The 20,865-nt window shown below is 53.8% G+C and carries 24 protein-coding genes; 11 read left to right on the top strand and 13 right to left on the bottom strand.

Translation table 11 applies throughout. The annotated features are described in order from the left end of the window. Window positions 1-12 precede the first annotated feature (12 nt). A complete protein-coding gene (locus F556_RS0127370) occupies window positions 13-831 on the bottom strand; it encodes an alpha/beta fold hydrolase (protein WP_020620201.1) in 819 nt (272 codons plus the stop codon). Window positions 832-852: 21 nt separating this feature from the next. After that, on the bottom strand, window positions 853-1,449 hold the full coding sequence (yyaC, locus tag F556_RS0127375) for a spore protease YyaC (protein ID WP_020620202.1): 597 nt from the start codon (window positions 1,447-1,449) through the stop codon (window positions 853-855). Window positions 1,450-1,618: 169 nt separating this feature from the next. Here yyaC and F556_RS0127380 point away from each other — a divergent pair, with 169 nt between their 5' ends. Continuing rightward, the gene (locus F556_RS0127380) at window positions 1,619-1,846 is read left to right on the top strand and encodes a DUF1128 domain-containing protein (protein WP_020620203.1); all 228 of its coding nucleotides are present in this window, start codon (window positions 1,619-1,621) and stop codon (window positions 1,844-1,846) included. Window positions 1,847-2,012: 166 nt separating this feature from the next. On the opposite strand, the gene F556_RS0127385 is transcribed toward F556_RS0127380, so the two are convergent. The 4 genes from F556_RS0127385 to F556_RS0127400 all read right to left on the bottom strand — a co-directional run bounded on the left by F556_RS0127385 (window position 2,013) and on the right by F556_RS0127400 (window position 6,784). Beyond that, on the bottom strand, window positions 2,013-2,486 hold the full coding sequence (locus F556_RS0127385; RefSeq protein WP_020620204.1) for a hypothetical protein: 474 nt from the start codon (window positions 2,484-2,486) through the stop codon (window positions 2,013-2,015). Between the two features lie 218 nt (window positions 2,487-2,704). Next, window positions 2,705-4,303, bottom strand: a complete 1,599-nt coding sequence (locus F556_RS0127390) for a UDP-glucose--hexose-1-phosphate uridylyltransferase (RefSeq protein WP_020620205.1) — start codon at window positions 4,301-4,303, stop codon at window positions 2,705-2,707. Window positions 4,304-4,563: 260 nt separating this feature from the next. Continuing rightward, window positions 4,564-5,547, bottom strand: coding sequence for a UDP-glucose 4-epimerase GalE (galE, locus tag F556_RS0127395; RefSeq protein ID WP_020620206.1), 984 nt, complete (start codon window positions 5,545-5,547; stop codon window positions 4,564-4,566). 64 nt (window positions 5,548-5,611) lie between these two features. After that, on the bottom strand, window positions 5,612-6,784 hold the full coding sequence (locus tag F556_RS0127400; RefSeq protein WP_020620207.1) for a galactokinase: 1,173 nt from the start codon (window positions 6,782-6,784) through the stop codon (window positions 5,612-5,614). 164 nt (window positions 6,785-6,948) lie between these two features. On the opposite strand from F556_RS0127400, the gene F556_RS0127405 reads away from it, so the two are divergent. Further along, window positions 6,949-7,815 (top strand): AraC family transcriptional regulator, encoded by an 867-nt coding sequence (locus F556_RS0127405; RefSeq protein WP_020620208.1) that lies wholly within the window; start codon window positions 6,949-6,951, stop codon window positions 7,813-7,815. Here the strand turns inward: F556_RS0127405 and F556_RS35380 are convergent. Continuing rightward, complete coding sequence (locus F556_RS35380; RefSeq protein ID WP_020620209.1) at window positions 7,812-8,906, bottom strand: asparaginase; 1,095 nt, start codon at window positions 8,904-8,906, stop codon at window positions 7,812-7,814. The two genes, F556_RS0127405 and F556_RS35380, sit on opposite strands and share 4 nt — an antisense overlap. Window positions 8,907-9,102: 196 nt before the next feature. On the opposite strand from F556_RS35380, the gene F556_RS38645 reads away from it, so the two are divergent. The 3 genes from F556_RS38645 to F556_RS0127425 all read left to right on the top strand — a co-directional run bounded on the left by F556_RS38645 (window position 9,103) and on the right by F556_RS0127425 (window position 11,153). Continuing rightward, on the top strand, window positions 9,103-9,591 hold the full coding sequence (locus F556_RS38645) for a YtxH domain-containing protein (RefSeq protein ID WP_020620210.1): 489 nt from the start codon (window positions 9,103-9,105) through the stop codon (window positions 9,589-9,591). A gap of 37 nt (window positions 9,592-9,628) precedes the next feature. After that, a complete protein-coding gene (locus F556_RS35390; protein ID WP_020620211.1) occupies window positions 9,629-9,835 on the top strand; it encodes a hypothetical protein in 207 nt (68 codons plus the stop codon). A 91-nt stretch (window positions 9,836-9,926) separates the two neighbouring features. Continuing rightward, window positions 9,927-11,153, top strand: coding sequence for an NAD(P)/FAD-dependent oxidoreductase (locus F556_RS0127425; protein ID WP_020620212.1), 1,227 nt, complete (start codon window positions 9,927-9,929; stop codon window positions 11,151-11,153). Window positions 11,154-11,186: 33 nt separating this feature from the next. On the opposite strand, the gene F556_RS38125 is transcribed toward F556_RS0127425, so the two are convergent. The 3 genes from F556_RS38125 to F556_RS38450 all read right to left on the bottom strand — a co-directional run bounded on the left by F556_RS38125 (window position 11,187) and on the right by F556_RS38450 (window position 12,410). Beyond that, entirely contained in the window at window positions 11,187-11,588 is a 402-nt protein-coding gene (locus tag F556_RS38125) for a hypothetical protein (protein ID WP_157272984.1), read from the bottom strand. Window positions 11,589-11,638: 50 nt separating this feature from the next. Further along, complete coding sequence (locus F556_RS0127430; protein WP_020620213.1) at window positions 11,639-12,181, bottom strand: general stress protein; 543 nt, start codon at window positions 12,179-12,181, stop codon at window positions 11,639-11,641. 70 nt (window positions 12,182-12,251) lie between these two features. Next, complete coding sequence (locus tag F556_RS38450; protein WP_020620214.1) at window positions 12,252-12,410, bottom strand: hypothetical protein; 159 nt, start codon at window positions 12,408-12,410, stop codon at window positions 12,252-12,254. 245 nt (window positions 12,411-12,655) lie between these two features. Here F556_RS38450 and F556_RS0127440 point away from each other — a divergent pair, with 245 nt between their 5' ends. The 4 genes from F556_RS0127440 (at window position 12,656) to F556_RS35395 (ending at window position 15,458) form a co-directional block, all read left to right on the top strand. Next, window positions 12,656-12,982 (top strand): STAS domain-containing protein, encoded by a 327-nt coding sequence (locus tag F556_RS0127440; protein ID WP_020620215.1) that lies wholly within the window; start codon window positions 12,656-12,658, stop codon window positions 12,980-12,982. Between the two features lie 35 nt (window positions 12,983-13,017). Further along, a complete protein-coding gene (rsbW, locus tag F556_RS0127445; RefSeq protein WP_026297525.1) occupies window positions 13,018-13,503 on the top strand; it encodes an anti-sigma B factor RsbW in 486 nt (161 codons plus the stop codon). After that, a complete protein-coding gene (locus F556_RS0127450) occupies window positions 13,500-14,264 on the top strand; it encodes a sigma-70 family RNA polymerase sigma factor (RefSeq protein WP_020620217.1) in 765 nt (254 codons plus the stop codon). Before rsbW ends, F556_RS0127450 begins: the two co-directional genes overlap by 4 nt. A gap of 81 nt (window positions 14,265-14,345) precedes the next feature. Then, window positions 14,346-15,458 (top strand): CorA family divalent cation transporter, encoded by a 1,113-nt coding sequence (locus F556_RS35395; RefSeq protein WP_020620218.1) that lies wholly within the window; start codon window positions 14,346-14,348, stop codon window positions 15,456-15,458. 47 nt (window positions 15,459-15,505) lie between these two features. Here the strand turns inward: F556_RS35395 and F556_RS0127460 are convergent, their stop codons facing one another. Together F556_RS0127460 and F556_RS0127465 are read right to left on the bottom strand one after the other, a co-directional pair. Continuing rightward, window positions 15,506-16,675 carry a PP2C family protein-serine/threonine phosphatase gene (locus F556_RS0127460; protein ID WP_026297526.1) on the bottom strand — a complete coding sequence of 390 codons (1,170 nt, stop codon included), beginning with the start codon at window positions 16,673-16,675 and terminating at the stop codon, window positions 15,506-15,508. A gap of 51 nt (window positions 16,676-16,726) precedes the next feature. After that, window positions 16,727-17,314 (bottom strand): DUF948 domain-containing protein, encoded by a 588-nt coding sequence (locus tag F556_RS0127465; RefSeq protein ID WP_020620220.1) that lies wholly within the window; start codon window positions 17,312-17,314, stop codon window positions 16,727-16,729. Between the two features lie 382 nt (window positions 17,315-17,696). Between F556_RS0127465 and F556_RS37385 the strand changes: the two genes are divergently transcribed. Continuing rightward, the gene (locus tag F556_RS37385) at window positions 17,697-17,858 is read left to right on the top strand and encodes a DUF1328 domain-containing protein (RefSeq protein WP_020620222.1); all 162 of its coding nucleotides are present in this window, start codon (window positions 17,697-17,699) and stop codon (window positions 17,856-17,858) included. An 89-nt stretch (window positions 17,859-17,947) separates the two neighbouring features. Here the strand turns inward: F556_RS37385 and F556_RS0127480 are convergent, their stop codons facing one another. Further along, window positions 17,948-18,919, bottom strand: a complete 972-nt coding sequence (locus F556_RS0127480) for a Gfo/Idh/MocA family protein (protein ID WP_020620223.1) — start codon at window positions 18,917-18,919, stop codon at window positions 17,948-17,950. Window positions 18,920-19,097: 178 nt separating this feature from the next. Between F556_RS0127480 and F556_RS0127485 the strand changes: the two genes are divergently transcribed. Then, a complete protein-coding gene (locus F556_RS0127485) occupies window positions 19,098-20,801 on the top strand; it encodes a bifunctional ADP-dependent NAD(P)H-hydrate dehydratase/NAD(P)H-hydrate epimerase (RefSeq protein WP_020620224.1) in 1,704 nt (567 codons plus the stop codon). Window positions 20,802-20,865: the final 64 nt, after the last annotated feature.

Genomic DNA, 20,865 nt, shown 5'->3' on the forward strand with positions numbered 1-20,865 from the left:
TTCCCTCTACGGTCAGGACTGCAAAAACTGCAGCAGTTGCGCAGCCTCTTCGTCTGGGGTCTCAATCATGCCCAAATGTCCTGCCCGCGCCAGAAGTGCGCTGGTCACATTCGGTTTGTCGACACTGAATGTCCGTTCCGGGGCGATGACGCCATCCTTGCCCCCCGCTACTAGCAAGACAGGCAGCAGCGTTTCCTTCAGTACATCATTACGGTCGGGACGGGCTTTCATACCGCGCGCAGTGGCAGCCGCACCATGTTTGCTAGTCTGACGGCCGATCTCCTTGACCTGCTCCACGTGCTCAGGCATGGTCTCCAGATGTTCTGGTGCGAACAGCTTCGGTACCAGTCCTTCTACAAAGGCAGCCACTCCTTCGTTTTCAATCGTCTCCACCGCACGGTCGCGTCCTGCCTTGGCTTCCTCGCTGTCCGGATACGCTGTTGAGTGAACGAGACTAAACCCGTTCAAACGTTCGGCATATTGTTCAGCAGCCGCTAGCGTAATATAACCTCCGAGCGAATGTCCGATCAGAACGGCTTGACGCACATAGAGATGATCCATCAACCGAATGACATCGCCAGCGAAATCCTCCATCGCATACACTTCAGCATCGGGTGCGGATGACGCTCCATGGCCGCGCAAATCAGGAATGATCACTCTTCCTGCGTATTTCAAGACAGGAAGCAAGTGCTCCCAATAAGCTGAACTGCCGCAATAGCCGTGCAATAATATGACGGTTGGACCTACGTCTTTGCCAATCTTCTCGTTATCGTAGTAAGCGATGATGGAACCATCCTCGCCATGCATTTTCTTGTCTGCGATTGTAATCATTACTTATATCACCTGCTATTCTCAGGATTGGATTGCCTCCGGCCAAGCTTGGCTGATGGCTTCAGCCAGCATGCCTGCCATTTGCATCACAGCATGCAGCGAAGTCGTCTGCAGCGTGTGATAGGGCTTGGCGCTATGCAGATTGACAACACCTGCAATGCTGTAGTGGCCGACGTCGGGCAACTGCGTGCCGCTGATGGCCTGTGCCGGTCGCAGCGGGCCCTCGGAAACAAGGAAACTGCCGACGGATGCCGGTTTTCCCAGACAAGCATCAACTGCAATAATCACGCATTGAGGGGGCAAGGCCTTCAGCTTGGCCATCAGATTGTCGGCATCGCAAGGTGAAGCCAGCGTCCCCGCGACATGAGGCCAGCCTCTGGCTGTCAGAACATCCCCCACCAGCGGGCCTAGCGCATCTCCGGTCGATCGGTCGCTGCCGATACACAGAAAAGCGACCTGCTCGCGGGATGGCCAGTTGACGGCGATCCTTTGCAGGAAGCTGAGCAGTCCGGCGCTGTTTACACGTTCACGTTTTTGAATGGCGGCTAGTGCCCGTTCTCCTTGCGGGAGAAACAGCCCGGTATGCATAGGTGTATCTTTTGCAGCTGACCGCTTCATCGCTCGCTCCCCTTTCGCCTTTGCACCTCTGCATCCGGCTTATGACCGGCCGAGAGGGCTGTGTTGTGCCTCCATTGTACCTAATTCAGCCTGCCGCTTCAATCGAATGGCAGGCTTTTCATTATCATGATAGAATGAATAACACCGGAATTGGAAGGGAGGAACGGTTATGGCCAATCTTAACGAGCCCTCGCAAGAAAATATTGCCTTCATGATCGAGGCGATCAAGGCAAAGCTGCGGATGGCATCGGCAGCTGCTATGCAATCCTCGAATTTCAGCATCAATGATTACGAGGATATTAAAGAGCTGTATGAGATCGTCACGGAGAAGAACAATATCAGCATCAGCGAGGTCGAAGGCATCGTCGCTGAATTGGGCAAGTTGCGAAATAAATGACAGATTAATCCACATTATGCCAAAAAAACATTTATTTCGACACGCCATAGCTGAACAATAAGGCCATTTCACTTTAGAGACGAAGATGGTATTGCACAGCTTCTTTTACCCAGAACGAAGACGGGGAGCACATCGCTCCCCGTCTTCTCTGCTCTATTCGAATCGGTTAGACCGTCTCCGCTTCTTCCGTTTCTCCTTCAGGCTGCTTCTGCTCAGCCGAAGCAAGCGTCAGCTTGATGGCAATCTCCTTTTGTTCCCCTCTGAGAAATTGTGCCAGACGTTCCAGCTTGTCTGCAATTTCGGGTCCGGTCAGGCTCAGGTTAAGCTGGTAATCAAAATGATCCTCGCGCGGCTGCTGATTGCCTGCTGCAGGCAGCTGTTGTACACTGCCGAACCCGCGATCGCCAGGCGCACGGCCATTCATCAGCTGCTCTGGGAAGAACTTGTCAGACTTGTTGACCACCTGCTCGTAAATCCGTAATTTTTTCAACAGCATATAATACTGCGCGGAATGCTTGAATCCCCAAGCCTCGCGAATGTCCTTCAGTGTATAATCCATTTTCCACCGCTTCAAGCGGTCCACCTGTTCTTCTTTTTCCAGCTTTAAAAATTCGTCTAAGGGAATAATTGGCCCTGTCATCGTAAATCCTCCAGTCATTCTTTTACTTGTTCTGAGTTCATTGGAACCGTATGCACATGAAAATATGCAACAGCTATAGTTTATTACTAATTATAAAATATTACCATAAACTTATAAAAAAGAAAAGGAAGCGTAATATTTTTTTTGCATGGCCGTTTTTCCGTCCTCGAACACAAAAAAACAGCCTGCCCCGAGGGCAGACTATCCATCGTATAAAGTTATTGCCAGCCAGAAGCTCTCAAGAACCGGTCAAAGGCTGATCTGCCCTCAGGCGTCATCTTGAATACCCCGGCATCGGCAAGCACCTGGTGGAACTTCTCTCCGGTCTCCCGGCGGACCGCATCTGTCGCGGCCTCAGCGCTCAACTCTGTGCCATACGTGCCGATCAGCTCCGCAAGCCAAGCCGCATGATGATGCAGCGGATGCGCCGCTTCCCGAAGGTTCTCGGCAGGTTCAACTGCAGATGCCGTCAAATAAGCAGCCAATTGTTCCAATTCCGTTTTTAGTCGTCCCGGCAATACCGCCAGTCCCATCACTTCAATTAAGCCAATGTTCTCCCGCTTGATGTGATGCAATTCGCGGTGCGGGTGGAAGATGCCGTCCGGATGCGCTTCACTTGTCCGGTTATTGCGGAGCACCAGATCGAGCTCATACACGCCATCGTCCTTCAGACGGGCGATCGGCGTAATGGTATTATGGGGAACACGCTCCCCACCCTGCTCCGTATACGCTGCAACCTCCGCATCCGGATCGCTATAGGCTCTCCAGGACGCCAGCATATGCTCTGCCGCCTGCAAGAGCGATTGTTTGCTGGTGCTACGTAGACGCGCCACGGTCATCGGCCAACGAACAATGGAGAGCGATACTTCACCATACTCCGCATGGTGGTAGAGAGCCTCGCTGTCTGCCGTCTCCATCGGGAACGTGTGTCGCCCGCCCTGGAAATGGTCATGGCTGAGGATGGAGCCGCCCACTATCGGCAGATCCGCATTGGAACCGACGAAATAATGAGGAAATTGCTCCACGAAATCCAGCAATCGCATGAAAGTAACCGGCGAAATGGACATCGGCAGATGCTCACTGCGGAACACGATGCAGTGTTCATTGTAGTAAACATAAGGTGAGTATTGGAAGAACCAGTCCTCTCCATTCAACCGCAGCGGCAGCGTCCGCAGGTTTTGCCGGGCCGGGTGGTCCGGACGACCGGCATAGCCCACATTCTCAGGACACAAGAGGCAAAGCGGGTAAGAGCTCTGCGGCATCGATTTCAAGAGTGCGATCTCGCGCGGATCCTTCTCCGGCTTGGACAGGTTGATGGTAATCTCCAACTGGCCGCTAGCCGATGGATACTGCCAATAGAGATTGTTGCTGATGCGGTCCATGCGAATATAGTTGGAATCGATATTGAGCTGATAAAACCGGTCGGTTGCCAAGCGGATCCCCTCCTGCTCCGCAAGCCGCACGAAGTCTGCCGCTACTGCAGACGGGCGGGCAAGCAGGAGTCCCATAATACGGGCATCCAGCAGGTCGCGCCAGGTCGTGGTACCGTCCGGGATCAGACCGATCTCCTCACCGTAAGCCAGCAGCACATCGAGGGCTGCCAGAGGCGTCTCGGGCGCCTGTGGCTGTTCGCCAGCCAGTGCGGGCTCCTTCAAGCCAAACAGATCGAGCAGGGCGTTTCGTGTAAAAACCGTATCGAGCGGCTCGAACAGGCGCTTGTGAAGACCGAACTGCACCAGCTCCTCGATCGCCTGGTGAACCTGGCCACCCGCGACTGCGCCCCGGCTGCTCTCCATGGAGGCTGCTTCTGTTTTCATGTTGCCAACTCCTTTTATTAACTTCCCTTGACAGTGCTATAAATTCGAGTTCAAAATTCGAGTTCAAAAAGTTCGGTGTTCAACACCGAGAAGCTTGGAGGCAGGAGAAAATGAGGAGCGGAACGTAGCCTAAGCTACGTGAGCACCTAAAAGTTTCCAGAGGAAACTAGCTTCGTAAGCATATGCTTAGTTTCTCATGCATTCAAGATTCGATGTCGAATCCACTTCTTCGAGTTACTTCGTGATGGGCAGCGGACCCTTTAAATGTAGCCGTGCGGGTGTGACTGATGCCATGCCCAGGCACTCTCAATGATGTCATGGAGCTTGTTGCGCGAAGGGCTCCAGCCCAGCTCGCGACGCGCGCGCTCGGACGAGGCCACTAGCGTAGCCGGATCTCCGGCACGTCGTGCTTCCATCACCGCAGGAATATCCCGGCCCGTTACTTCGCGGGCGATATCGATGACTTCCTTGACGGAGAAGCCTTGTCCGTTACCCAGGTTGTAGATGGCACTGTCGCCGCCGCCACGCAATTTGTCTACGGCCAACACGTGTGCATCGGCCAGATCACTAACATGAATGTAGTCGCGGATGCATGTGCCATCCGGCGTATCATAGTCATCGCCGAATACGGAGATATGCGGACGCTGACCCAAAGCAGCTTGCAGTACGATCGGAATCAGATGCGTTTCCGGCGCATGATCCTCGCCAATTTTGCCACTCTCATGCGCACCTGCCGCGTTGAAATACCGCAGCGATACATATTTGACCCCATGCGCGGTGTCGAACCATTTCATCATTTTTTCCATTGCCAGCTTGGTTTCGCCATAGGCGTTGGTAGGCAAGGTACGATCGTTCTCGTCAATTGGAATGTTCTCCGGCTCTCCATAGGTGGCAGCCGTCGACGAGAAGACGATACGGCGAACGTTATGCTCTTGCATCTTCTCGAGCAGGCAGAGCGTACCGTACACATTATTATGGTAGTACTTGCCCGGTACCTGCATACTCTCGCCAACTAGTGAGTTCGCTGCGAAATGGATAACAGCATCAATTTCATTCTCCAGAAAGACCCGCTCCAAGAAGCCGCTATCCCGCAGATCACCCTCGTACAACTGTCCGCCAAGCACCGCCTGCAAATGCCCTTGCTGCAGATTATCAACAATGACTACCTCTTCTCCGCGTTCCAATAGTGCAGCTACGGTATGCGAGCCGATATAACCCGCTCCTCCAGTTACCAATACAGCCATAATTCCTCTCTCCTCTCCAGTGCTATGCATTCAAAACGATAAAACCAAGGGACTTGTGCAACGTTTAGCGCAATTGCTCGACTCCATTACCGATCGTGCAGACATAGAACGACGCTTCGAGCCCGGTGGCTGCCTGATAGCGCTCACCCACCTGGGCAATGAACGTCTCCACGCTGTCCTCGTGTACGAGGGAAACTGTACAGCCGCCGAATCCTGCCCCAGTCATGCGCGACCCGAGAACGCCAGGCACCTGACGAGCCGCATCGACCATCGCGTCCAGCTCATCGCCGGTTACTTCATACAAGTCGCGCAGCGAATCATGCGATTCGTTCATATATTGGCCGAATGCGGTCAGATCATCGGACTTCAGCGCTTCGACGGAACGGACAACGCGGTCGATTTCTTCTACAACATGCTGTGCCCGGTTACGTACGATCTCATCTGAAATCAGATGGGCATTTGCCTCGAACTGCTCCACTGTGAGCTGTCCGAGCAACGTCAATTCAGGGAATGCCGGCTGCAGCTCCTTTACCGCTTGCTCACATTGGCTGCGGCGCTCATTGTATTTGGAATCGACCAAGCCGCGACGCTTGTTCGTATTGCCGATGACCAGCTTGTAGCTGCCGCTGTTAAATGGTACCAGCTCATAAGCCAGCGTGTCGCACATCAGCATAATTGCATGATCCTTTTTGCCATTCGCTACTGCAAACTGATCCATGATCCCGCACTTCACGCCGTTGAACTCGTTCTCCGAGTGCTGCGCCATGAGGGCAATCTCCACCGTATCAGTAGGATGGCCGCTCAGTGTCAGGAGCGCATAAGCAGTGACTACCTCAATGGAGGCCGAAGAGGACAGGCCGGAGCCATTCGGAATTTCTCCGTGATAGAGAAGGTCGAATCCAGCTGGCACCGCGTAGCCCCGCTCCTGCAGTTCATGTACGATGCCTTTGGGATAATTCATCCAATCGTCCGCTTCCTTATAGACGATCTCGTCCAGTTCCACTTCACCCTTCAGCTCGAAGTTGGTAGAAGCCAGGGAAAGCTTGTTGTCATTTCTCTCGCGAATCAAAAGCGTGGTGCCGAATGTAAGTGCTGCCGGGAAGACATACCCGCCATTGTAATCCGTATGCTCGCCGATCAAGTTGACCCGGCCTGGCGCATGAAATACATGGAGTCCGTCAGTCGTGCCGCCGAACTGCTGAAGGAAGCGCTCGGTCAGTTGTTCGATGTTTGCCACAATAGTTCCACCGCTTTCTGTGTCGTTTGTTTTCTTCCTACAGTATAGTACAACACCCGCGTGAAAGAAATGGCGTGATGTGAAGGAGACATGGAATTATGTGACTTTCCTATTGTTAATGTCAGGTGGTATGCTAGAGAAAAGGGCTAGGAAGGAATGACGATATGTCGCAGGAAGAGTTCTATACGGTGGCTTCAAATCCCGTCTCAATTGAGCCTGGGAAACTGAATGTACTGTTTGCCGGTGAGAGTCAGACCGCCCCCCTTCATCAGCAGGGGCCCAAAGTGTATGATTTCTACCTGATGCACCATGTGCTTGCCGGAGAGGGGAAGTTTGTCTCCCAGGAACGAACCTACACGGTCCGTGCCGGTCAAACCTTTGTTATTGAGCCACAGCAACTGGTCAGTTACATCTCGGACGCAGCTTCCCCCTGGCATTACAGGTGGGTTGCCTTCGCCGGGTCCGAAGCGGCTCAACTGGTCGAATCTGCCGGGCTATTCGAGGGTTTTCCCGTATTGAACGAGGGCAGCCGGAGGCTAGCTATGTTATTCCGGCGCATCAGACAGGTTTTCGGGAGCAGCGGAGAGATGGCAGATATGCAGGCGCTGGGCTACCTTCATCTAATAATTGCTGAACTCGGACAAGCACTGCTCCCTGCTCACGGGCAGGCACTACGCAGCAGCGAGAACAACGGACTGATGCAGCGGATCGTCCATTATCTCTCAACGCAATACGCGGAGCCCGTTTCTATTGAACAGATGGCGGATACGCTCGGTTATAACCGAGCCTACCTATCGAGACAATTCAAGCAGCGGACAGGCATGACGCCTGTCCACTTTTTGCTGAAGCTGCGGCTGGACAAAGCACGTCAGCTGCTGCGCGGCAACCGGGAGCTTACCATCGAGCAGGTCGCTGCCTCTGTCGGCTTTCACGACCCGCTCTACTTCTCCAAGCAGTTCCGCCGCATGTATGAGCAATCTCCCACTGCCTACCGCGATGCGATGAAACAAGTACAACAGCCGGAGAGCTAGGCTAACCAGGAGGTCCGGCCACTGCGGCGCGGGCCCTCTGCGTAGGCTAGCTTAACCACCGGCTCGATCCAGCCGACCGGGACTCCCGAATCGCTCATCACCGCAGAGGGATGCTCCGCCCTGACTGCTTCAGCCAGCTCAGTTAGAGCCTGCCCACGGTCTTTGACGAGCGGGGAATCGGCGAGCGAAGCAAGAATGGCAGAGACAATGAACGGCAGGACGGTCTCGTTTCCGTCCCCCACCTTGATGGCAATGCCAAGCTTCCATTCAGACAGAGCCAGCGCAAATATACCTTGGGCCCCGCTCTTGGCTAGAACGCCTTGGCGGGCAAGCAGCGTCGTTGCCAGACGATCCGTCCCTTCAACCAGCGCAGGGGCTGCCTGCATAGCTGAGGTGACACGTTGGACGGCAGCGCGCTGCGACTCCTCCCCCCACCCTGCAGGTGGTGCAGCCAATCGGGCATAGCTAAGCGCAATGCGCCAGATCGGCATGGAGAAAACGGGAAACCCACAGCCGTCCTTCGCCTTGCCGATACCCGACTCCTCCATCCCGGCAATCGCAGCGACCTGCCGCAGAATTTCCTGCTGCAGCGGATGCTCAGGGTGCATATAATTCGATAGCGGCCAGTCCAATTGCTTGCATAATGCCAGTAAGCCGAGATGCTTCCCTGCGCAATTATGGTAGATACGTCGGGGTTCCCCATCACGCCGCAGCAGAGCCTCCCTGGCTTTTTCATCTGACATAAGGGTTTCTGACAGGCCCAGGTCGGACTCTGCAATTCCTGACGTAGCCAGCATTTTTTCGAGGACCGCTATGTGCATGGGCTCGCCACGATGAGATGCTGTCATGAGCGCCAATTCCTCGCTGCCCCATCCCACATGTTCTGGCAAATGGTGCAAGATTGCAGGCAGTGCCTGAATAGGCTTGGCCGTCGAGCGCATAAAAGTGATCTCCCCCGGGTCTCCTGCCCAGGCCAGCAAACGTCCGTGATTATCGGCAATCGCCACATGACCACAATGGCGGTTCTCCACTTGGTCACCGCGCCAGACATTGGCCAGTGAGGCTGCCTTCGACTGCTGTTCCAACTCCATCCCTATCCCCTGCCTTCTTCGGTAATGACCGCAATAGCCATGGTTTTCTTCATTGTATTCTATTTCCTCCGATAATAATCATCCCCCAACTTCACTATGCCAAAAAGTTTCAACAAACCCGCTTCGGGTTAAAAATAACTCAAGCCGGGCTAATGAAAGGCCCCACTAAGGAAGATAATAAAGGAGATGAACGATCATGGAAAATCATGAAAGTGTAAAACAGTCTAACGGCGGCACTGCAGTGAAAAGTGCCATTATCGGAGCATTGATTGGTGCAGCGGCAGCGCTGTTGCTGGCTCCCAAATCGGGACGCGAGCTGCGTGGCGATCTGAAAGTCAAAGCAGAAGGTGCCGGTGAAGTCATCAAGACTCAGGCATCGGCCTTGGCAGAGACCGCAACTTGCGCTGCACAGGCTGTAGGCGAGCAAGCGACGGTATTGGCTGGTAAGGTTCAAGACCTCACCGCAGCTGCCCGTTCCAAAGCTTCGCAAACCGCAAGCCGCGCTCATGACGCTGTAGACGTTGCCGCTGGTAAAGCTAAAGAGGCAGCAACCGTAATTGGTATTCGCGGCAAGGAAGCGGCCGATGCGGCAGCCGAACGTGCACATGACGCTGTGGACGCAGCACAGGACAAAGTGAACGATTCAACTGAAGCTGTCAACTCCTCTGTATCAAGCAACAAGTAACGCAGTCAATCCATACGGAATACGGGAGGGACATCGAATGCAAGCCTCAGATCAAAGCAAGGAAACGGATCGACCGGCCTCCGGACAAGCGGCCTCTCCTTCCAGACCTGTAGATCAAGCCGAGAATGGATCGATGGTTCAAGATATGAACGATCTGAAGCGGCTTGGCGAGGATATGGAACGGATGCGAACCAATGCCGAGCTTGAAGAGGATGGTTTCGTTCCTGACCCCATTCAGGATTAGACGGGCGCTTCTGGCGCCCGTTTCCCATGTCGAAGCCTCGTGCTTCGGCATTTTTTCACCCAAAAAAACGACGGCTAAGGAGCGAATTCGGATGGAACATCATTACGGCAGCCTATACTGGCCTACTACTTGGCACAAGCACGAAGCCTACGCTCCTTTGCGGCAAAACCTGCGCAAGGAAGTCGCCATTATCGGAGGCGGCATGTCCGGATCTATTTGTGCACATACGCTTCTCGAAGCCGGGTTATCGGTAGTTATGCTGGAGCGGGACGAAATATCCGGCGGCAGCACCTCAGCCAATACCGGACTGCTCCAATATGCAAATGATATTATGCTGCACGAGCTGGGCGAACAGATTGGCACCAAGGACGCGGTCGCCTTTTATTCTTCCTGCCGCATGGCGGTTCACCAGCTTCGAGAATTGGCTTCCCGCCTACCCAAAGAGGTGGAGTTCGTCGACCGAAGCAGCTTCTATTATGCCAGCACCAATGAGGACGTGGCGAAGCTGCAACGGGAATACGAGATGCTAAAGGCGCATGATTTTGATGTAGAGTATTGGTCCGAGACGAAGATTCGTGAGCAATTCCCCTTCTCGAAGCCGGCAGCGCTTGTCATGCATGGCGATGCTGAGGTCAACCCCTACCGTTTTGTAAGGACCATTGCGGATGATTGTGTTCGTCAGGGGATGGAGGTCTACGAACAGACTGAAGTCGTGACTCACAAGAGTGAAGCTGGCATTCACACCTTGACTACGGCAGATGGATACACAATAGAAGCCGACCACGTGATCTATGCCATTGGTTACGAACCCGAGGAGCTGCGGGGACAACTGATCAAGGCAGATATTAATCGTTCCTATGCTGCGGTTACTGCACCTCAGCCTTCCCTGGAGGCCTGGCATGGGCGCTATATGATTTGGGAAACCCAGCGGCCTTATCTGTATATGCGAACTACTGAGGATGGACGTATTGTGGTGGGCGGACTCGATGAAGAGCAGGCCGAGCCCCTCGCCGATGATGATGCACGTCACAAACGGATCGACAAGCTGGAGAAGAGCATTCGCTCGATGTTCCCGATGCTGGACCAGCCCGTTGAATTCGAATGGAGTGCAGCCTTCGGTGAATCCCGAGATAATCTCCCGTTCATCGGTAAGGATCCTGCTTGGGATGGTGTGTATTATTGCTTGGGTTACGGGGGGAACGGGACCGTCTACAGCATGCTGGCAGCAGGCATTATACGAGATTTGATCCAAGGGCAAGATCCGCATCCAGTTGCCCGGATTGTCCGGCTGGATCGCCCTTCCCTGGCCGAGGTCTAACCCTCTCGTCTGGCTGGCCCTAAAAAGTTGTCCTCAAACGCTTCTCACATGTTTATTGTGACAAGCGTTTATTTCATTGCCCAAGAAGAACGAAGCCAACCGATGCTCGGAGGCATCTACGAGCAAATAAAGGAACAAAGGTGTGTTACAGCGGGCGTCTAGCGGATCTACGAGCAAATAGAGGAACAAAGGTGCGTTACAGCGGGCAGCGGGTGGATCGACGAGCAAATAGAGGAACAAAAGTGTGTTACAGCGGGCGTCGGGCGGGTCTACGAGCAAATAAAGGAACAATGGTGTGTTACAGCGGGCGTCTAGCGGATCTACGAGTAAATAGAGGAAGAAAAGTGTGTTACAGCGGGCGCCTGGCGGGTCTACGAGCAAATAAAGGAACAAAGGTGCGTTACAGCGGACGGTTGGCCTGGACGAAACAATCAAAAAAGCCGTTTGTTCTCCCGGACCGGGAGAACAAACGGCTCTTTTAATTGTTAGTGAATGTCAATCGCTCCACTGCTGCGGAAGACGGCTTCAGCCTTGTCCAGGCGATTAATGCCACTGTCCGTTTTCTCTGCATCATCTTCAAGATCCACTACGATGAGAAGTGAGCCTTCGCGGATTGCATCGCGGGCAGAATCGGCTTCCTTGCTGCCCAGTCCGAGCGTACGCAGAGCGTCGCGAATGCCATCATTGTCGTCTGATCTGAAGTCGCGGCGGAACAAACCGCCAAAGAATCCTGCACCCACTGCCGGAGCTGCGCCATAGGTGTTGCCAGCTGCAGTGGAACCGCCAGGGTTGCCAACACCCATGCCACCTACTGCAAGCGGAATGCCTACCACACCACCGTCATTGTTTTCTGCGATTTCTTGGACCTCCTGAGTTGGAACGTCGGTTTCGGCTTCAATCCGGTGCGTGTGGTCACTATCTCTAGCCAGTACCTGCAGCTCCCCCGCTGAAAAACCTTCCTTCTCCAGCAATTCTACAGCTTCGATTGCCTGCTGCTCCATTTTAAATACGCCAATTTTTTTACCCATGGTAATACCCTCCTTAGGAAGAATTAAAATTTATAGTTAAATAGTGTATTTCCGGTGGTCGGGCCGAGTTTTAGAACATTGGGAACACGTAGTTCACCAAGAAGTACAACGCACCGAAGAAAATGATGATGTAAGCAGCATACTTAATAAAAGTGGCTGCTACATGGCTGGGTTCGCTGCGTTTCTCAACATGTCTTTCCTCTACATCAATATTACGGTTCTGTTGCATTCTTATCGTCCCCTCTCAGCATTGGCTTGATTCGCCTTGTTGAGCATCTTTACCCGCCTGCATCCGCTCCCAAACATGGGCAAACGCCGGGTCAAGGGCTTTTTGTAATCTTAATTAAAACTTTGAGAACGAACATGTTTAAGGCTCCAAAAGACTGGTTAATAATCATTTGAATAAGGTATGATATGAAGAACCAGGCAAGACAAGTTTAGACATTTACGTATTCTGAGTCAGGAGAGGAAAAGATGAAACAACCGGATAAATTTCAACTGCGCACAGAAACCAAGGAAGGCAAATGCATTGTCTACGTTAGCGGCGAATTGGATCTAGAAGTAGCGACGCAGATGCGTGCGGCAATGGCCCCTCTGGTGGAGCTGACAGACCGCGAGCTGACTCTTAATCTCAGAGATCTGAAGTATATCGATAGCACCGGGATTGGTATCCTGCTGTCTGTACTTAAGGCCAGAAACGCGCAAAATGCGCCGTTTACAGTGGAGGCGATCCCGCCTACAATAAAAAAATTGTTCGACATGACCGGCATCACGCCGTTTTTCACTCAAAAGATCGTCTAGAATATAACGTTAAGAAGGGAACGAGGATGAACGCGATGAAAGCGACCGAAGAGATGGTTACGCTACAAGTGCCGGCCACTGCAGAATATGTGGATCTGGTCCGGGTCACCTTATATGGAATCGCAGCAAAAATGGGATTCTCGTATGAAGAGATCGAGGATATGAAGGTTGCCGTATCGGAGGCTTGCAATAATGCCGTTCTTCACGCTTATGGCAATCCTGCTACAGGAACCACTGCAATGGCGCCAGATGAGCAGCCACGGATGGAGATTCGTTACATTAAGAAAGAAGACGCCTTGTCTATTGTTGTGAAGGATGAAGGACAGAGCTTCGATGCCGTTGCGGCAGTCGGAGCACCTCAGGCCTCGCCACTTATGGGTAAATCCATTGGCGAGATCAACCCCGGGGGACTGGGACTATATCTTATGCAGGCGCTAATGGATCAGGTGGAGGTGCACAGTGAGTCGGGTACTGAAGTTATACTGACCAAACGCCTTGTCAGGAGTGAAGAGACGGCATGAGTACGCAACCGGCAGAATCTTCGCCCTTCGAGCCTGCGGCTCTTATCCTGGCCTACCAGGAGAACCCGACAAACGAAGCGGCGACACAGCTAATCGAATTCTATGAACCTATGGTTCGAATGGCGGCCGGCAAAATTTCGAGAAACCGTCCCGACTTGTACGAAGATTTGTATCAGGTTGGACAGATGGCACTCCTCCGTTTATTCGGACAATATGATGCCTCTGTAGGCGTTCAATTCGAGCCGTACGCCATGAAGAGTATTATCGGCCATATGAAGAACTATCTGCGAGACAAGTCATGGTATGTCCAGGTCCCCAGACGCATTAAGGAAAAGGGTATTGTCGTCCAACAAGCGATCGATCACCTGACGGTCCAACTGGAACGGTCCCCTAATGTGGATGAGATTGCCTCTTATCTTGAGCTCTCTTATGAAGAGACGCTTGAAATCCTGGCTGGACGCGACCTGTATCATTATGTGTCACTGGACACGCCGATCTCGGAGGAAGACAGCAATACCACGCTGGGCGAACTGATCGGTTCCCAAGCAGATGATTTTGATACCGTCGACAAGAAACTGGATTTGCAATCGGCTATGGCCAAGCTCAAGCCGGAAGAACAGCAAGTGTTGCTTCTGGTATTTGATGAAGGCTTGCCGCAACGGACGATCGCTGATCAGCTGGGTGTCTCCCAGATGAGCATCTCGCGCATCCAGAAGCGAGCAATCGACAAGCTGAAGCAGCTGTTGACGGAAGCGGAATAATACGGTTATGAAGGCACCTTCTGTCCGAATGGACCAGAAGTGTGCCTTTTATTCTGACTTACGGGAGGTGGACATATCGCCATGAATTATCGCCACTTACGCTATCCCGGAGGCTGGGAATGGCATGTGCTGCTTCCCTCCCCCGGCTCTCCAGATGATGCTGAAATGCGTAAAGAGCTTCCAGAGCTCTTCGCTTGGGTAGAGTCTGCGCTGGAACGCCAAACCAATCATATTGCCATATCCGAGCATGTAGAGGGCGTAACGGCTCTCCACGGCACTTTAATGATGCAGGTGCAAGGGAATCGTCAGGAAACGGCCCCTCTCCATTTCTGGTCAGACCGGAACAGGCTTGTGATGATCCCGCCGGACGCCTCCCTCCCAGCACGTCTCCAACTGCCCCCTTGGCAGTTCAAGCTGGAGCGATGCGCCAATGCCCCCGAGGCCCTGCTGGTTGTTCTGCAAGCGTTGCTGGACCGGTTTCATGAGGGGTTGGACCGTTTTGAGCAACGGCTAAGCTTACTGGAGACGTCGATGCAATCACGCAATCGAGCCGACCTGCTGGATGAGATTTTCGAGCGCCGGTACGAGCTGCTGCACTGGAACCATCTGTTCATTCCGATTCGGGAAATCGAAGGCGCTGCACGTGAGGCGTTCCTGGCGGCACTCTCAGATACCGAGACGGCCATGCGCCTGCAGCATCGACTCGTGCGGATCGAAGCGTTGCTTCAGCACTACAGTGCCGAAATCGACACGCTCATCTCGATGGATGATGCGATAGCCAGCTTTCGGGGCAACGATATCATGAAGACCCTGACGATCTTCACGGCCCTCTTCACGCCGGCTACTGTAGCTGGCGCCTTGTGGGGCATGAACTTTCGCAGGATTCCATGGTCGGCCGAACCCGCTGGCTTCCTGCTAGTCTGTGCCGTCGTCACGGGGTTCACATTGCTTATCTATCTCTGGTTATGGCGCAAGGGGTGGACCGGCGATCTGCTTCTGAGCCACAAGCGTCAACGGAACAGATCTCACCGTCTGCCTCTACCGGAGCTCCCTGATCCTTCCGGTACCCCTGTTCGCTCCCGCAGGAGCCGCGGGCAAGAAAGAGTCATAAAAGAAACCCCATCACCCGAAAGGGACGGCGAAGATCGGCAGATCCGGGAATCTCGTGCTTCGCGCCATCGTAAACCTAAATAAATCACCCGCGGCAATGGACTGCTGCGGGTGATTTATTTGGGCTTGTCCTATTTGAGATGGACCCAGACGAGACAACGGTCATCTGCCCGGTTCGAAGGAATCTCATCGGCAAAAAATTGCTCTGACCATTGGTCAATTGTATTCTCTGCGCCATTGGTTTCCGCCAGCTTCTCGTGCAAGCGATCCAGCTTGTCCTCATCCGGCGCATCGACCATCTCCAGGATGCCGTCCGTTACCATAACGATGCGGTCGCCTTTGGCGATAGGCACCGTCTGCTTGTGAATCTCAATGTTCTCAAACAGACCGATCGCCGAGCAGCCGCCTTCCAGACGGAACGGTGCTTCACCGTTTGATCGCAGCAGCACGCCCGGTGGATGTCCGGCATTCACATACTCGACGATGCCTTTCTCCACATCAACAACCAGATAAATCGCTGTATAGTAGTATTGAATAAGCTGGTCAGTGAACTGCAGCTGCATGGCCCGGCGATTCAACTCGTGAACGACACGCTGGGGATCCACAAGCTTGATCATGGCGTCCTTCAGGACAGAGGCAATAAACATGCAGACCAGCGAGGACGAGATCCCATGTCCCATGGCGTCCACGACGGCAACCCCGTACCGGTGATCGTCAATGCGATGCCAGGCATAAAGATCCCCCGCCAGCTCTTCGGACGGGGAGAAGATCGATCCGATATCAATACCCTGCTCCGACACCGGCTGCGGCAACACTGCAGATTGAACCTCCTTGGCGAGCAGCAGCTCTTCATGCAGACGACGGTCTCGCTCATTGTGCCAGTCTTTTTCTTCCTTCAGTCGCAGAGCAACCCGGATTCGGGCCAAGAGCTCGATCTTATTAATCGGCTTGGTCACATAGTCGCTTGCTCCGGCATCCAGAGCTTCGGCGAGTTTCTTGGAATCTCCAATCGCCGTAACCATAATAATCGGAATATCCCGCAGCCGCTCCGAATTTTGCATGGCCCGGCAGGCGGCGATGCCATCGATTTTCGGCATCATCATATCCAACAAGATCAGGTCGAAGCCATGATCATTGATCACGTGCTCCTCCGGTTCTTCACCTGTTGGGGTCAACCCCACCAGTTCAAACAATTCCATGCCTGAACTGGCAGAATGCACATTCCGGTACCCCGCCCGCTTCAGCATTTCCTGAACCACGGTTACGTTCATTGGATTATCATCCACAATCAGAATTTTCATTTTCCAGCTTTTTGACATTCTTTCCTGTCTGTCCATACGCCGTCTCCTATTCTAGCTTAACCGTCTGTTCAAGTTCGTCGTTTGTTCTTCTGCGACCGGTTGCTCCTTGATGGATTCTGATACGACAATTTCACTGGTAGCCGCTACCGCAGGCTGACTTGTTTTCTTGAGAGCCTGCAGGGCATTCTGGATCCCACGGACCGCCTTAACCCCAGTGTCGACCCAATCCAGCCACTTCATGCTATCTTCCGTCGCAGGCATTGCTGCTTTGGCTGCTGTCTTGCGATCCACCTGTGCTACAGCATGCTGCGATTTACGCTTCAGACTGCCAACCCAGCTTGTCGATACTTCGCGAGCAGCTGTTGTTACTTCATTAACTACGGTTCCTACATCACGCACGGAGGACATCAGCGGTTCAACCGCTCCCACCTGTGTGTTGACCTGACCAATCAAGTCGCGTACATTGCCGACCAGACCTTCTACGTCATCTTTGGATGTGTTAATCAAATCCCGAGCTTCTCGCAACGTCTCATTGGCCGTTTCAATCGACTGCTGGGCTTTACGGAGCGTCTGGACCAAGAAGATCACTAACACTGCCACCGAGATTGCCATGATCAGCACACTAATTTCCATTATCATTATGCTTACCTCCATTTTTGGTCCGTTTATCCGAACACTCATAATTTTCACTTGTATATCGTTACCCTCCGACTATTCGGCTGAATCAGTTTTGACGTGTTCGCCCAAGTCTCCCAAGCCGGTTATAACGGACCCTCCACCTCCACCATACAAACATTTTTGGCCCTATAGATGTAAGAGAAATATTTGCTAAATGTTATTCAAATCGAAGTTGTTTCAACCTCTGTTTTCCCGGTTAATTCTCCACCAAGCGAGGTTGCAGCCGCTTGATACTCAAGCTTCCCGAACCCCATTCGGGGACATGCGCATCAAGCGAACGCAGTCCGGGAATAACCGTGACCTTGACTTCATACACTATATGTAGAAAGGATGAGTGATGACTATGTTAAGATGGGCAGCAATTTTCTTCATTATTGCGATCGTGGCAGCAATCTTCGGATTCGGGGGCATTGTAGATGCCGCTGCAGGCGTAGCCAAAGTACTATTCTTTATCTTCCTGATCCTCTTCGTGGTATCTCTGATTACCGGACGAAGGTCAGCTTGACGGTCGTCATGAATCCATCATGATAAGAACCACTGCAAAACCGCAGCAGGCATAGCCTGCTGCGGTTTTGTGCGTCTTGCGACCTTCACTTAGATAATCCGCACCGGCTGCTCAATCATAGCCGAGCGGTTGGCTGCGGCAGTTACCTGCTGTGTACGCCAGGCATCGGCATAGCTTGAACGAATGGCCGAAGCATCCCCGCTGCGGACCGCTTGCACGAATATTTCATTCTCCAGCTTGTACGGGTCTGTCCGGTTCTTGTGGATGACAGATTGGCCCTCTGTTGTGTAAGCCAATTGTTGATGATCCAGTTCCAGCAGTCCTTCACTCGCATAAATCTGCAATCCGGCCGATCCCGCATGCGGTGACATGCAAGTATTGGTGATGCTGGCAACTGCACCGCTCGCCATTTTCAGCGTGAGCGCCCCGACATCGGGTACGGTCACGCCATCCATCTGCTCATGCATGACACGCTGGGCATAGGCCGCATATACCTCTGTCACTTCCCCCATGAGGTAGCGAAGCAAATCGACGATATGAGTTGTCTGCTCCATAATCTGACCGCCAGAGCCTTCCTGCTTGCGCCACCAGTAGACCCCCGGCATCCCGCCCAGCCATCGGCCGATCGCCATCCCTGCTGTCTGTCCGGCCAATAGCTCCTTGGCTCTGGCCGCATTATCCATGTAGCGGAAATGATAGCCGACCGAGGTAATCAACCCCTTGGCTGTCACCTGCTCCAGGATAGCGGTTGGCGTCTCAAGATCAGTACCGAGCGGTTTTTCTACCAGAAATGGAATGCCCGCCGACACCAGAGCCAACTCAATATCGCCATGAGCAAATGGTGGTACGCATATGTATGCTGCATCCAGCTTGGTCCCCTCCAACATGTCCGTTACTCCGCCATATGCCGCAGCACTAGGATAACGACCAGCCAAGACCGCCGCCTTCTCGCTGCTGCTTCCACAAACCGCGGCTACTCTGACACCCTCCATGCCGGATAGAATGTCCCCATGCTTCTGGGAAAATGAACCTGTACCAATAAGACCGATGTTTAGTGTCATGCTGCTCCCCCTCAAGTTAGGTTAAAGAACCCATTTCAAACACATCATGATATAATCCCAGTATAGCAGACAATGACAGAAAACCAACCCTGGCAATGCCCTGTCCTGTTGGATCAGTTCATCGTTTCCAGCACTCAGGGCTGTGGTAATGGGTAACAAAGATGAAGGAGGGATATGGATGCGGATCGTGCAATCCGAAGAAATGAGGAGGCTGGATCGGTATGTCATCGAAGACATCGGCGTACAAGTTGAATCCCTGATGGAAAATGCGGGGCGTTCGCTCGCGGAGCTGTTGCTGCGTCTGCATCGGGGCGAGCCGGAGAATGCTGGTCCCGTACAAGTGATGGCCGGTTCAGAGAAGATCAGCTCAGCCCGGCGCAGCGAGCTGCAGTCGGACAAGCCCTGGGTTATCCTGGCCGGTAAAGGCAACAATGGCGGAGACGGCTTGGTCGCTGCCCGCCATCTGCAGGAGTATGGCATTGCAGTCTCCATCGTCCTGGCAGAAGAGACTGACCAGCTCGGAGCCGAGGCAGCCAAGCAGCTTCGTTCAGTGAAACGGTTGAACATCGACTGCAGCGTTTACCGCCCAGCTGTTCTTGACTGGAGTCAATGGGGTGGAATTGTCGATGCCCTGCTCGGGACAGGCACACGCGGTGAGCCCAAGGAGCCTTATGCCTCGCTGATTCGGGAAGCTAATGACAGTGGGCTGCCGATTATTGCGGCTGACGTGCCCAGCGGGCTGGACAGTGATACGGGTCAAGCTGCTGACCCTTGTATCCAGGCTACGGCGACCCTGACGTTTGCGCTGGCAAAATGCGGTCTCGCACAGCATCCGGGCGCAGCCCTCGCAGGAACCGTGCTGGTGGCCCCTGTCGGCATTCCGCCTGCGCTCCTAGATGTGGCTGCTGATCGAGAGGTTCCTGCCATCAGCCCGACCTGGCTGGTCACGCCAGCGCTGCTGCGCAACAAGCTCGGTGTCGATCCCCAGCGGCCGCGAGGCGATGATACGCACAAAGGCTCTTACGGTCACGTGCTCGTTGCTGCCGGTACCCGGGCCATGAGTGGAGCTGGGCTGCTCTGCTGCCGGGCTGCGCTTCGCAGCGGCTGCGGTCTTGTCACCTGGGCGCTCCCGGAACGGCTGCTCGATGGCATGATTGGCATTCAACCCGAGCTGATGCTCGCCAGTATTCCGGACTTCGGCCGAGGCGACTGGTCGGCCACCGATCCTGGTCAGCTGGCCGAGCTCACAGCTACCCGGGATGTGCTGGTTACAGGTCCTGGCATGGGTCAGCTTCCTGGCCTCTCGGGGGCGGATTCGGCACTTCCACTGTATGAGATCGATGCTGTAGCTGCAGGCATAGGCAAGGCGCCCATGCAGAGCTGGCTGCGTCAGCTCTGGCATGAGCTCCCACCGGAGATGCCCGTCGTTATTGATGCCGATGCGCTCAATCACTTGGCTGAGGCCGGTGATTTTGCCGATTGGCCGCGCCGACCCGGCGCAGTCATTCTGACGCCGCATCCGGGTGAAATGGCCAGACTCTGTGGTTGCCGCACAGATGAAGTTCAGCGTGACCGGATTGGAATAGCGCGACATTACGCGACAACTAACGGTGTGATCGTGGTACTCAAGGGCGCCCGCACGGTGTGCGCCGATCCGTCCGGTCAGGTCTACGTCAACCCAACGGGCAATCCGGGTATGGCTACAGGCGGCACGGGAGATGTGCTGGCTGGCATCATCGGAGGTCTGCTTGCCCAAGGTCACTCGGCGATGGCAGCAGCTGTTTTAGGCGTCTATCTGCACGGAGCTGCCGGTGATGCGGCTGCCGGGCGCCGTCAATCTCCCGGCTCCATTATTGCCGGTGATCTGATCGCTGAATTATAGATCCGCTGATGAAACGGCTTTACAAATCAGGCGGATGACGCCTGTCATGTAACCATGCCCTGAC

It is taken from the genome of Paenibacillus daejeonensis DSM 15491, from assembly GCF_000378385.1.
Classification (GTDB): Bacteria; Bacillota; Bacilli; order Paenibacillales; family Paenibacillaceae; genus Paenibacillus_D; species Paenibacillus_D daejeonensis.